11 protein-coding genes are annotated in these 12,704 nt (G+C 72.5%); 10 read left to right on the top strand and 1 reads right to left on the bottom strand.

What is annotated here, in order from left to right:
- Positions 1 to 138 precede the first annotated feature (138 nt).
- Positions 139 to 1,245 carry a Gfo/Idh/MocA family oxidoreductase gene (locus tag ACFWVV_RS29445; protein WP_384356555.1) on the bottom strand — a complete coding sequence of 369 codons (1,107 nt, stop codon included), beginning with the start codon at positions 1,243 to 1,245 and terminating at the stop codon, positions 139 to 141.
- An 866-nt stretch (positions 1,246 to 2,111) separates the two neighbouring features.
- On the opposite strand from ACFWVV_RS29445, the gene ACFWVV_RS29440 reads away from it, so the two are divergent.
- From ACFWVV_RS29440 to ACFWVV_RS29395, 10 genes are all read left to right on the top strand, one after another.
- A complete protein-coding gene (locus tag ACFWVV_RS29440) occupies positions 2,112 to 2,891 on the top strand; it encodes a hypothetical protein (protein WP_384356558.1) in 780 nt (259 codons plus the stop codon).
- A gap of 232 nt (positions 2,892 to 3,123) precedes the next feature.
- Positions 3,124 to 3,888, top strand: coding sequence for a GntR family transcriptional regulator (locus tag ACFWVV_RS29435; RefSeq protein WP_384356561.1), 765 nt, complete (start codon positions 3,124 to 3,126; stop codon positions 3,886 to 3,888).
- Between the two features lie 200 nt (positions 3,889 to 4,088).
- Complete coding sequence (locus tag ACFWVV_RS29430) at positions 4,089 to 5,210, top strand: TIGR03364 family FAD-dependent oxidoreductase (RefSeq protein WP_384356564.1); 1,122 nt, start codon at positions 4,089 to 4,091, stop codon at positions 5,208 to 5,210.
- 251 nt (positions 5,211 to 5,461) lie between these two features.
- A complete protein-coding gene (locus tag ACFWVV_RS29425; RefSeq protein ID WP_384356597.1) occupies positions 5,462 to 6,121 on the top strand; it encodes an HAD family hydrolase in 660 nt (219 codons plus the stop codon).
- Positions 6,118 to 7,206, top strand: coding sequence for an ABC transporter ATP-binding protein (locus ACFWVV_RS29420; protein ID WP_384356567.1), 1,089 nt, complete (start codon positions 6,118 to 6,120; stop codon positions 7,204 to 7,206). The genes ACFWVV_RS29425 and ACFWVV_RS29420 overlap by 4 nt, the downstream gene beginning before the upstream one ends.
- Positions 7,199 to 8,110 carry a 2-aminoethylphosphonate ABC transporter permease subunit gene (locus tag ACFWVV_RS29415; RefSeq protein WP_384356570.1) on the top strand — a complete coding sequence of 304 codons (912 nt, stop codon included), beginning with the start codon at positions 7,199 to 7,201 and terminating at the stop codon, positions 8,108 to 8,110. The genes ACFWVV_RS29420 and ACFWVV_RS29415 overlap by 8 nt, the downstream gene beginning before the upstream one ends.
- Positions 8,097 to 8,894: an ABC transporter permease gene (locus tag ACFWVV_RS29410; RefSeq protein ID WP_384356573.1), complete on the top strand. Its 798-nt coding sequence runs from the start codon at positions 8,097 to 8,099 to the stop codon at positions 8,892 to 8,894. The genes ACFWVV_RS29415 and ACFWVV_RS29410 overlap by 14 nt, the downstream gene beginning before the upstream one ends.
- Positions 8,895 to 9,008: 114 nt before the next feature.
- Complete coding sequence (locus tag ACFWVV_RS29405) at positions 9,009 to 10,079, top strand: 2-aminoethylphosphonate ABC transporter substrate-binding protein (RefSeq protein ID WP_384356576.1); 1,071 nt, start codon at positions 9,009 to 9,011, stop codon at positions 10,077 to 10,079.
- Positions 10,080 to 10,263: 184 nt separating this feature from the next.
- Positions 10,264 to 11,769, top strand: a complete 1,506-nt coding sequence (locus tag ACFWVV_RS29400) for an alkaline phosphatase family protein (RefSeq protein WP_384356579.1) — start codon at positions 10,264 to 10,266, stop codon at positions 11,767 to 11,769.
- Positions 11,770 to 11,859: 90 nt separating this feature from the next.
- Positions 11,860 to 12,639 (top strand): HAD-IIA family hydrolase, encoded by a 780-nt coding sequence (locus ACFWVV_RS29395; RefSeq protein WP_384356582.1) that lies wholly within the window; start codon positions 11,860 to 11,862, stop codon positions 12,637 to 12,639.
- The last annotated feature ends 65 nt before the right edge of the window (positions 12,640 to 12,704 follow it).

Below are 12,704 nucleotides of genomic sequence, written 5' to 3'. Positions count from 1 at the left end.
CGAGGGCGCGGCGTCCTGGCTTCCGCTTCCCGGGACCGGACGCCCGGCCCGGCGGCTCCCCGTACCCGGGACCCGAGGGCCCGGGCCGTCGGCTCCCCATCCGGGGCCCGGAGGGCACGGGTCGCCCGTCGGCTCACCTCACCGGGGGAGCGCCACCGTGATTCCCTCGGTGGCGGACTTGCGGGCGGCTTCCAGGACCTCCAGGGTCGCTGCGGCCTGAAGGGCCGTGACCGGGGGTTCCCCGCCGGTGCGCAGGGCGCTCGCGATCGCCGCGTAGTACGCCGGGTAGTCGCCCGGCGCGGTCGGGACCGGGGTGCCGCCACCCGTCAGCGGGGACTCGCCCGAGCCCAGGCAGCCCCACATCTCCTTGGGCTCCTCGCCCCAGGGGGCGTCGGCGGCCGGGCGCTTGCCCTCGCGCAGGGCGGCCTCCTGGGGGTCCAGGCCGTACTTCACGTAACCGGCACGCGAGCCGAGCACCCGGAAGCGGGGGCCGAGCTGCGCCGTCGTCGCGCTGACGTACAGGTGCGAGCGGACCCCGTTCGCGTGGGTGAGCGCGAGGAACGTGTCGTCGTCGGCCTGCGCGCCGGGGCGGCGTACGTCCGCCTCCGCGTACACCTGCGTCACAGGACCGAACAGGGTGAGCGCCTGGTCGACGACGTGACTGCCCAGGTCGTAGAGCAGCCCGCCGATCTCGGCCGGGTCGCCGGACTCGCGCCAGCCGCCCTTCGGCTGCGGACGCCACCGCTCGAACCGCGACTCGAAGCGCTGTACGTCACCCAGTTCGCCGTCCGCGAGGAGGGCGCGGAGGGTGAGGAAGTCGTTGTCCCAGCGGCGGTTCTGGAAGACGGAGAGCAGGAGGCCGCGGTCGGCGGCGAGGGCCGCCAGCTCGCGGGCCTCGGCGGCCGTGGCGGCCAGCGGCTTGTCCACCACCACGGGGAGGCCCGCTTCGAGTGCGGCCCTGGCGAGATCGACGTGGGTCTTGTTCGGGGAGGCGATGACGACCAGGTCCAGCTCGCCGGCCCGGTCCCACAGCTCGGTGGCCGCGGCAGCGAAACGTACGTCGGGGAACTCCGCGAGGGCCTGCTGCCTGCGCTCCTCGTTCGAGGTGACGACCGTGTCGAGGACCAGGCCGTCGGTGGCGGCGATCATCGGCGCGTGGAAGACGGAACCGGCCAGGCCGTAACCGATCAGGGCCACCCGGAGGGGGGCGGTGGAAGTGGTGCTCGGGGTAGCTGAGGGCGTCATGGTTTCCACTTAAACAATGGGCGCCGCCTTGTGCAAAAAGGGTGCGCCGGGGGAGCCCCCTGGCACCTGGCCATATGGGGGTGGCGGGGGGCGTGCGGGCTGTGCGGCGGTGCGGGGGTGCGGCGGTGCGGCGGTGCGGGGTTGTCGGGTGCGGCGGTGCGGCTGTGCAGGGGGCCGTGCGGCTGCGTGGTGCGGGGTCGCTCGTGCGTCTCGGCGCTCGCGCACGTCCGGGCGGGGGAGCGCGTGGGGTCGCGTCTGTGGGCTCGCCCCGTGCGGTCGCATGCGCAGCCAGGTCGGGAGAACGCGGCTGCCCGCCTCCTGTGGGGTTGCCTCTCGGGTGGGCTCACCCCGCGCGGTCACCCCGTGCAGCTGGGCCGGTGAACGCCGTTGCCCGCCCGGTCGATGCCTTGCGGCGCCGTCCCCGCCCCTCCGTGCGGGAACGCTGTGGTGGCGCAGGCGGTTGGGCCGGTCGGGGGTACTTTGCGTGCTGTCCGGCCCTGTACGGGCGTGGCGCGGTCGAGGCGGCGAACCGGCGTGCCAGGCTCGCGAACCGTGGTTTCGCGGTGCGGGCGGCGAGCCGTGCGGCCGGTCGTCGGCGGTGCGGTGCGGGCCGCTCGGCCGGGTGCGGGCCCGGTGCAGGCCGGGCGCGGTGCCCGGGTGCCCCGGCGGGTGTCCTTCGTGTTCGCCGTGCCTGGGCGTCCGGTGTGTGCCCTCCGTATCGCGGTGCCGCTCACCCAGCTCCGTACCTGCTGCGGCCCTCCCGACCCGCCCGCCCGCCCTGTCCGCCCGCCCTGTCTGTCCGCCGCTCCCACTGTCCCGCCCCGCCGTCCTGTTGTCCGTACCGTGCGATCCGGAGAGGCCCCCTCATGCGACTGCGCCGCGCTCTCGTGCTGGCAGTGACCGTCGGGGCGCTCGCGCAGGCCCCGGTCGCCATGGCGGCCGCCCCCCGCCACGGCCCTGCCGCCGACCAGCAGCAGCCCTCCTGCGGAGACCCGCGCAGCACCGAGTTCCCCCTCGGTACGCGCGTCCACGGTGGTCCTGGCACCTATCAGCCGGGGGGTGACAGCGCCGAGTGGTACGTCGACCTCACCAACGCCACCGCGACCGCCTGCCACGACATCCACCCGCTGCTCGTCCTCGTCGACAGTGCACGCACCCTCCGGCCGGAACAGGTCAGGGCCGAGTTCCAGGACATCGGCACCGGTGTCTGGCACCGCGTCCCGTTCCTCCGTACGGACAGGGATGAAGTCATCGGCGTCTTCGGCGAAGGGCCGTCCGGGGAGAAGCTCCCCGGCTTCACCGTCGCCGCGAGCAGCACCCTGCCGGTGAAGGTCCGGCTCGGGTTCGCCGAGGCGGCCAGGACCAACACCGTCGTGGCCACCGCCGCCGTCGTGCAGCGCAAGGGCGACGACGGGGAATGGGTCGGCGCGTCCGGGGAGTACCGGTTCGCGGTCGACCCCGACGCCGCCACGGGAGACTCCGGCGGCTCCACGGACACCTGGGGCCGCCCCTACGCGGAAAGCGCCGGAAGCCCCGCCGAACTCGCACGGACGGGCCGGGACGCACTGCCCGGACTGGGGGCCACCGCCGCCGCGCTCCTCCTCGGCGGGGGAGCCCTCGTGGTGGGCTCGCGACGGATGCGCTGACCGTCGGTGCGCCGGCCATCCACTGGCCGTCGGTGCGCCGGCCATCCTCTGACCGTCGGGGTGCTGGCCATCCACCGGCCGTCGGTGCGCCGGCCATCCACTGACCGTCAGTGCGCCGGCCATCGACTGACCGCCCGGCCGCTGACAGCAGGCCCGTGCCCGGCCCGCCCGCACCGATCCAGGACGCCCGCGGCCGGAGCCCCCTCCGGTGCCATCTGCGACGATCCCTGACGTGGACTACCCGAACACGCACCACCAGGACCCCGGCGCGCCCGTCCGGTCCGGCATCCCGGAGCACGGACGCATCCCCAAGTACTACGCCGTGAAGGCCCACCTCGCCGTACTCGTGCGCGAGTTGGGGGAGGGGCAGCTGCTGCCCACCGAGCGCGACCTCGCCCTGCGGTACGAGGTCGCCCGCGACACGGTCCGCCAGGCGCTGCGCGAACTCCTCCTGGAGGGACGCGTACGGCGGCAGGGGCGCGGCACCGTCGCCGCCGGTCCGAAGCTGGAGCAGCCCCTGGCGTTGGCCAGTTATACAGAAGGAGTACGCCGCCAGGGCAGGCGGCCCGGCCGCAACCTGATCGGCCTCGAACGGTTCGCGTGCCCCGAGCGGCTCGCCCCCGAGATCGGTGTGGCACCCGGCGACCCCGTCTGGCACCTGGAGCGCGTCCTGCTCGCCGACGACGAGCGGGTGGGGCTGGAGAGTTCGTACGTCGCCGTGGCGCGGGTGCCCCGGCTGGACGTCGAATTCCGTCCGGACTCGTCCTTCTACGCCTACCTCCGCGAGGAGTGCGGGATCGCGCTCGGGCAGGCCGGGGAGCGGATCGAGACCGTGCTCGCCACCCCGCGCGAGGCCCTGCTCATCGGGACACCGCCGGCGCTGCCGATGCTGCTGATGCACCGGTGGTCGCGGGACCTGGCCGGGCGGCCGCTGGAACGGGTGCGGATGCTGTTCCGGGGCGACAGATTCAGCTTCACGACGCAGTTGAACACCTAGCGGGGGTACGGCGGGCGACAGGGCCGGCTACCTGCACGCCTACGAGGGGGGAAGCGGCCGGGGTGGCCCGGGGAGGCGCTCGATGCGGCCCGCGCAGATCACAGAACGGTAACGGGTCTGGTCCATCCTTGGGAGGCTGTTCACCGGGCCGTTGCTGGGCGGCTCCGGCCCGGCCACCCGTTCGGAGGAGCGTTGCCGGCGTGAGAGTCATAGTGGTGGGAGCCGGCGTGGTGGGAACCATGCACGCCTGGCAGGCAGTGGAACGCGGCCACGAGGTCGTACAGATCGAGCGCGAGAGCGAGGCGCGCGGCGCGAGTCTGCGCAACTTCGGCCAGATATGGGTCAGCGGCCGGGCCGGTGGCGAGGAACTCGACACCGCGCTGCGGGCCCGCGAGCTGTGGGAGGGCATCGGTGCCCGGGTCCCCGAGCTGGGCTTCCGGGCCAACGGCTCGCTGACCCCGGTGCGCACCGAGCTCGAACTCGGCGTCGCGGAGAGCGTGCTCGGGCGCGACGACGCCGCCGCGCGCGGCTACCGGCTGCTGACCGCCGCCGAGGCGCGAGCGGTCAACCCCGCCCTGCGCGGCGGCTTCCTCGCCGCGCTGCACTGCGAACGGGACGCGGCCGTCGAGCCCCGCACCGCCCAACTCGCCCTGAAGCAAGCCCTGCTGGCGTCCAGCCGGTACACCTTCCTCGGCGGCCGCGAGGTCCGCGACGTGGTCGGCGAGGGCTCCGTACGCGACGACCACGGGGTCGTGCACCGCGCCGATCACGTCGTCCTGTGTACGGGGGCGTGGCTCGGCGGCCTGGTGCGCGAGCTGGTACCTGGCCTGCCGGTGCGGCGGGTGCGGCTCCAGATGATGCAGACCGGGCCGCTCGGCGAGACCCTCACCACCTCGGTGGCCGACGGCGACAGCTTCCGCTACTACCCGGCGTACGCGGGCGGGGCACTTGACGCCCTCAACGCCGGACAGGAGCAGACCCCGGCCGCCGCCGCGCACAAGATGCAGCTGCTGATGGTGCAGCGGCGCGACGGCGGGCTGACCATCGGCGACACCCACGAGTACGAGCACCCGTTCCGCTTCGACGTGGAGGAGGAGCCGTACGAGCACGTACAGGCCGTTGCGGAGAGCTTCCTGGGGCGCCCGCTGCCGAAGATCCGGCGGCGCTGGGCCGGGGTGTACGCGCAGTGCACCGACACGAGCCGGGTGGTGCACCGCGAACAGGTGCGCAGCGGCGTCTGGCTGGTGACAGGGCCGGGCGGGCGCGGGATGACCTGCTCGCCCGCCATCGCCGAGAAGACCGCGAACGAACTGGGCTGGTGAGCGACAGCATGAGCAGCAATCCCGAGAACCGGACCGCCGCCGAGAACCGCCGCGACCTCGGAGGCCGGACGGTCCCCGAGAACCCGAGCGCCCCCGAGAGCCCGAGCGCCCCCGAGAGCCCGAGCGCCCCCGAGAGCCCGAGCGCCCCCGAGAACCCCCGCAGTCACGAGAACCCCCGCAGCCACGAGAACCCCCGCAGCCACGAGCGCACCGACAGCCCCACGCACCGCATCGGCCTCGTCGTTCTCGACATGGCCGGCACCACCGTCGCCGACGGCGGCCTCGTCGAGCAGGCCTTCGCGGCCGCCGCCGGGCACCTCGGGGTACGCCCCGGGTCCGCCGACTTCGACACCAAGCTGGACTACGTCCGCCGGACCATGGGCGAGTCGAAGATCTCCGTCTTCCGGCACCTCTTCGGCGACGAGGAGCGTGCCCGGCGCGCCAACACCGCTTTCGAGGCGGCGTACGGCGAGCTGGTCGACGGCGGCCGGATCGCCGAGATCCCGGGCGCCCGCGCCACCATCGAGAAGCTCACTGCGGACGGCCGCACCGTCGTCCTGACCACCGGTTTCGCCCGGGTCACCCAGGACGCCATCCTCGCCGCGCTGGGCTGGCAGGAGCTGGTCGGGCTCACCCTGTGCCCGGCGGACGCGGGCGGCCGGGGCCGCCCCTACCCGGACATGGTGCTCGCCGCGTTCCTGCGGACCGGCGCCGTCGCGGGCGTCGGCGACGTCGCGGTGCTGGGCGACACCTCGTACGACATGCTCAGCGGCGTCCGTGCCGGGGCCGGCCTGGTCGGCGGCGTGCTGACCGGGGCCCACGGCCGCGACGTGCTCCTCGCGCACGGCGCCACCCACGTACTGGAGTCCGTCGTCGAACTGCCGAAGCTGCTGCGGGAGTTGGGGCGATGAGCAGCGGCATACGCTTCGACAAGGTCACCGTCGCGTACGGCGGGAACACCGTGCTGGACTCCCTCGACCTGACCGTGGAGCCAGGCGAGGTGATGGCGCTGCTCGGCCCCTCGGGCTCCGGCAAGACCACCGCGCTGCGGGCCGTCGCGGGCTTCGTCCAGCCGGTCTCCGGGCGGGTGTTCATCGGGGAGCGGGACATCACCTCGATGCCGCCCCACCGGCGCGGCATCGGCATGGTCGTCCAGCAGTACGCGCTCTTCCCCCACCTCAGGGTCGAGGACAACGTCGCCTTCGGGCTCAAGGCGCAGAAGGTCCCCAAGGCGGAGATCCCGGGGCGCGTCGCCGAGGCCCTGGACATGACCGGGATGGCCTCCTACGCCGCCCGCTACCCGCGCGAACTCTCCGGCGGGCAGCAGCAGCGCGTCGCCATCGCCCGCGCCCTGGCGATCCGCCCGGGCGTCCTGCTCCTCGACGAACCGCTGTCCGCGCTCGACGCCCAGCTCCGCTCCGGAATGCTCGCCGAACTGGCGCGCCTGCACCGCGAGTTGCCGGACGTCTCCATGCTGTACGTCACCCACGACCAGGTCGAGGCGCTGACGCTGGCCGACCGCATCGCCGTCATGGACAAGGCCCGCCTCCAGGACTGCGGCACCCCGCAGGACCTCTACCGCAGGCCGCGCACCGCCTTCACCGCCTCCTTCGTCGGTAACGCCAACCTCCTGCCGGTGAAGGTGGGTTCGGGCTCGGTCACCCTGCGCTCCACCGTCCTCAAGGTGAACACGGCCGGTGTGGCCCCGGGCGCTTCGGCCACCCTGTGCGTGCGCCCCCACCTCGTCGGACTCGGAGAGGACGGGCCCAACGCACTGCGCGGGACGATCGCCGAGGTCCAGTGGCGGGGCTCGACCCACCGGCTGTACGTCGACGTGGGCGGCCACCGCGTCAAGGCCGATGTGCGCGAGCTGCGCGAGACGCCGGCCCTGGGCGGCGAGGTCACCCTGCACTTCGCCCCCGAGGACGCGGTGCTGCTGGGCGCGGACGTCACCGGGGCCCCGGCGGAGACACCCGTGGGAGCCCCCCATGGCTAGCGCCGCCCTGAGCCCGCCGACCTTCCGCGGGGACGGTCCCATCCGCGGAGACGGTCCCGCCCGCGGAGACGGTCCCGTCCGCCGGAGCGTGCCCCGCTGGGTGTGGGCGCTGCCGCCGGTCGCGGTCCTCGCCCTGGTCTTCCTCTACCCGCTCGCCCTCGTGGTGCGGCAGTCGTTCCTCACCGAGGACGGTGTGGTGTCCACCGTGCCCTACGCCGACGTCTTCGGCTCGGAGGCCTTCCGGGAGGCGCTCACCACGACCGTGCTGCTCGCGGTCGGCGCCACCGTCGGCTGTCTCGTCCTCGGCTTCCTGCTCGCGCTGATCATCGCCTTCGTGCCCTTCCCCGGCGGCAGGGCGGTCGCCAAGTTCATCGACGTCTTCCTCTCCTTCCCCTCCTTCCTCATCACCCTCGCGCTGCTGTTCATCTACGGCACGGTCGGCATGGCCAACGGGGTGTGGACCGGCGTCACCGGAGCGGCGGAAGGACCCTTCCACTTCCTCACCACGCCGTGGGGCGTGCTGCTCGCGGAGATCACGTACTTCACGCCCTTCGTGATGCGCCCGCTGCTCGCCGCGTTCTCCCAACTGGACACCGCGCAGCTGGAAGTGGCGTCCTCGCTGGGGGCCAGGACCGGGCGGATCGTACGGCAGGTGATCCTGCCCGAGTCGCTGCCCGCCCTTGCCGCCGGCGGCTCGCTCGTCCTGGTGATGTGCCTCAACGAGTTCGGCATCGTGCTCTTCACCGGCGCCAAGGGTGTCACCACCCTGCCGATGCTCGTCTACAGCAAGGCGATCCTGGAGTCGGACTACACCGCCGCCTGTGTCGTCGCCGTCGTCAACGTCGTGATCTCCGTGGGGCTCTACGGCCTCTACCGGGTGGTGAGCCGTCGTGCTGGTGCATAGCCGCACCGGGAAGTGGGCCACCTGGGCGCTCTTCCTGATCCTCTTCCTGCCGCTGTTCGCGCTGCCGATGCTGGTCATCGTGGCCGCCTCGTTCGCCACCCACTGGTCGGGTGCCTTCCCCTCCGGCGCGACCGTCCAGAACTACGGGGCCGCCGTACGCGGCGAGTCCCTCCAGGCACTCACCACCAGCCTGGTCACCGCCGTCGCGGCCAGCGTCCTGGCCCTGGTCCTCGGCAGCTGGGCGGCGCTCGCCGCTGCCGCGCTGAAACCGCGCGGAAAGCGGGTCCTGGACGCGCTGTTCATGCTGCCGGTCGCGGTGCCCTCGGTGGTCGTCGGCCTGGCGGTGCTGGTCGCCTTCTCCCAGCCGCCCTTCCTCCTCAACGGCACCCGCTGGATCGTCATCCTGGCGCACACCGTGCTCGTCACGGCGTTCGCCCACCAGTCCGTCTCGGCCGCGCTCCTCCGGCTCGACCCGGTGTACGAGCAGGCCGCGGCCTCGCTCGGCGCCAGGCCCTCGTACGTCCTGTGGCGGGTGAAGCTCCCCCTGCTCCTGCCCTCGCTCAACGCGGCGGCCGGGCTCTGCTTCGCCCTGTCCATGGGCGAGCTGAGCGCCACGATGATGCTCTACCCGCCGGACTGGATGCCGCTGCCGGTGCAGATCTTCACGGCCACCGACCGGGGCTCCCTCTTCACCGGGTCCGCCGTCGCGGTCGTCCTCATGAGCACCACGCTGCTCGTGCTGCTCGCGGTCTCCCGCGTCCGCACCCGCGCCTCCTACCGCTGACCCGCCACGCCCGCCCGCCATACGCCACCTTCCGCCCTCTCCCGTATGCCGGGCGCCACCTCCCGCTCCCGCCCTCCCGCCACTCCCACCTGCCACAAGGGGACACGAATCGCCATGCGCAACCGCCACCTGCTCACGCCGTTCGCCGCCGTCACCGGCAGCCTCGCCCTCGCCGCCACCCTCACCGCGTGCGGTGGCTCCTCGGCCGCCTCCTCCGACGAGAAGACCGTCACCGTCTACAGCGCCGACGGCCTCAAGGGCGAGAAGGGCGACGGCTGGTACGACAAGGTCTTCAAGGACTTCGAGAAGAAGACCGGCATCAAGGTGAAGTACGTGGAGGGCGGCTCCGGCGAGATGGTGCAGCGCGCCGTCCGCGAGAAGTCCAACACCCAGGCGGACGTGCTCGTCACGCTGCCGCCCTTCATCCAGCAGGCCGGCTCCAAGGGCCTCCTCCAGAAGTACGCACCGGCCGGCTCCGACAAGGTCAACGGCGCCGACAAGGCCGCCGACGGCACCTGGACCTCGGTCGTCAACAACTACTTCGGCTTCATCAAGAACAAGAAGGAACTCCCCGGCGACACCCCGAGAACCTGGGAAGACCTCCTCGACCCGCAGTACAAGGGGAAGCTCCAGTACTCCACCCCGGGCGTCGCCGGAGACGGCACGGCGGTGGTCATCAAGGCCATGCACGACTTCGGCGGCAAGGAACCCGCCATGGCCTACTTGAAGAAGCTCCAGGCCAACAACGTCGGCCCGTCCTCCTCGACCTCCAAGCTGGCCCCCAAGGTCGACAAGGGCGAGATCCTCATCGCCAACGGCGACGTACAGATGAACTTCGCCCAGTCCAAGTCCGCCCCCCACCTGGGCATCTGGTTCCCCGCCAAGGCCGGCGGCAGGCCGACCACCTTCGCCCTCCCGTACGCCGCCGGCCTGGTCGCCAAGGCCCCGCACGCCGAGAACGGCAGGAAGCTCCTCGACTTCATGCTCACCGAAGAAGCCCAGAAGCAGGTCAGCCCGGTCGGCGGCGGCTTCCCCTCCCGCACCGACGTCAAGCCGACCGACGCCAACGCCATCGAACTCGCCAAGATCATCGACGGTGTGGAGATCTTCACCCCGGACTGGGCCGACATCGACAAGAACCTCAAGGACTACGTCGACGCCTGGAAGACGGCCACGGGCAGCTGAGTGCAGGGCGGTGCCCGGTGAGGCCTTCCGCACTCAACCGGTCGCGCTGTGCCATCCGTCGCGCTGCGCCACGCAGTGTCGATGTCACGCCAAGGTAACGGGTCTGGTCCGAGCTTCCGGGTTCCGGGCCCCGAGCACCACGCAAGCCACCTTCGCCACGCACGTCACCCCACTGGAGACCGACATGTCCTCAGGTATTTCCCGTCGCGCCCTCCTGCTCGGTGCGGCCGCCGTCGCCGCCGCCGCGTCCGGGCCCCTCGCCGGGGCCGCGCACGCCGCCGCGCCGCGGGCGGCCCGGGTTCCCAAGGTGCTGGTCATCGGGCTCGACGGGGCGATGCTCCGCCGGATCAAGGACGCCGACACCCCGCACCTGGACGCGTTGATGGCGTCCGGTGTCACCGCGCCCAGCAGCATCTACAGCAACCCGATGGCGCCGACCTCCTCCGGGCCCGGCTGGTCCACGCTCCTCACCGGTGTCTGGCCGGACAAGCACAAGGTGGTCAACAACGACTTCACCGGGCACAACCTCGCCCAGTACCCGGACTTCCTCACCCGCGCCGAGACGGCGAAGCCGGCTCTGAGGACGTACGCGGTGGCCTCCTGGAACCCGGTCACCGACGTCATCTTCTCCGCGAAGGTCGACGAGCGGGTCTCCACGCCGAGCGCCGAGTACGACGCGGGCACCACGGCGCGCGCCGTCGCCAAGGCCAAGGCGGACGTCGACGCGCTCTTCGTCCACCTCGACAACGTCGACCACGCAGGCCACGCGCACGGCAACGCCAGCCGGCAGTACCTGGACGCGCTGCGCGACGCGGACGCCCAGGTCGGCCAGATCCTCACCGCCGTCACCTCCCGTGCCTCGTACGGCGACGAGGACTGGCTCGTGATGATCACCACCGACCACGGGCACACCGCGGCCGGCGGCCACGGCGGTGACAGCTGGGACGAGCGGCAGACCTTCCTGATCGCGAGCGGTGGCGGGCTGCCCGCCGGGAGCACCCGCCACGACGTGAAGATGCCGGACGTCGCCGTCTCCGCGCTGCACCACCTGGGCGTGGCCGTCGACCCGGCCTGGGGGCTGGACGGACGGCCCGTGCAGCTGCCGCTGCCCGACGCCTTCGACTCGCTGCGCGGCCGGCTCCAGAAGGCCGTCGACGAGACGGGCGTGGGCACCGACGTGCTCGGCTTCACGCAGGTGCCGCCCACCGGCTGGCGGATCGACAACTCCCGGATGGGGACGGGCGGCGTCACCGAATGGCGGGGCTGGTCCTTCACCACCGACGAGTTCTGGACCAAGGCCGAGAAGGGCCAGCGCCGCGAGCTCAACGTGCGGGCCCGCGACGTCTTCGCGGTCGCCGACGGCGACGAGTGGTCGGACAGGGCGGTCACCGGAACCTTCGACTCCACACTGGTCAGCCCGGCGTTCCCGGTTACCGCAGGCGCCCCCGCCACGCTCACGTACACCACGTACTACCGGCAGGAGGCGCCGCAGAAGGGCGAGGTGCTGGTGTCGTACGGGGACGGGGCGCCGGCCGTCGTGAAGACGTACACCGCCGACACCTCCTCGCGGGTGGAGAGCCTGCGGCTCCAGGTCCCCGCGGGGGCCACCACGGCCCGGGTGCACTTCCGCTACACCGGCGGCAACAACTGGTACTGGACCGTCGACGGGGTCGCGATCGTCGCAGGATGACGCGGCCCTGCGTTGACTAGGCTGGGGGCGTGCACAAGGTCGTGCGCGCCCCCTTCGCTCTTTTTGACCGCGTACGAGGAGTTCCGTCAGATGGCAGAGCGCAAGCCGATCGAATCCTGGCTCACCGACATGGACGGGGTCCTCATCCACGAGGGCGTACCGATCCCCGGCGCCGACGCCTTCATCAGGAAGCTCCGGGACACCGGAAAGCCCTTCCTCGTGCTGACGAACAACTCCATCTACACCGCCCGCGACCTGCACGCCCGGCTCGCGCGGATGGGGCTCGACGTGCCGGTCGAGAACATCTGGACCTCGGCGCTGGCGACGGCACAGTTCCTGGACGACCAGCGGCCGGGCGGCACCGCGTACGTCATCGGCGAGGCCGGACTGACCACGGCGCTGCACGACATCGGGTACGTCCTCACCGACCACCAGCCGGACTACGTCGTCCTGGGCGAGACCCGCACCTACAGCTTCGAGGCCCTCACCAAGGCGATCCGGCTGATCAACGGCGGAGCCAGGTTCATCTGCACCAACCCCGACGAGACCGGCCCCTCGGCCGAGGGCCCGCTGCCGGCCACCGGCGCCGTCGCGGCCCTGATCACCAAGGCGACCGGCAAGGACCCGTACTTCGCGGGCAAGCCCAATCCGCTGATGATGCGGACCGGGCTGAACGCGATCGGGGCGCACTCCGAGTCCAGCGCGATGATCGGCGACCGGATGGACACCGACGTCCTGGCGGGCCTGGAGGCCGGGATGGAGACCTTCCTGGTCCTCACGGGGCTGACCGGCAAGGACGACATCGACCGCTACCCCTTCCGCCCCTCGTCGGTGGTCGACTCCATCGCCGACCTGGTCGAACGCATCTAGCGAGGTCACGGGGGCCGCGCCGCGGGCGGCCGCCGCGCGCGCCCCCCCCGACCACCCCCCCCACA

Origin of the sequence: Streptomyces sp. NPDC058663 (assembly GCF_042716745.1) — a bacterium.
In the GTDB taxonomy this organism is placed as follows: domain Bacteria; phylum Actinomycetota; class Actinomycetes; order Streptomycetales; family Streptomycetaceae; genus Streptomyces.
Note: the sequence above shows the minus strand (reverse complement) of the source record. Positions and strands in the feature narration are given on the sequence as shown.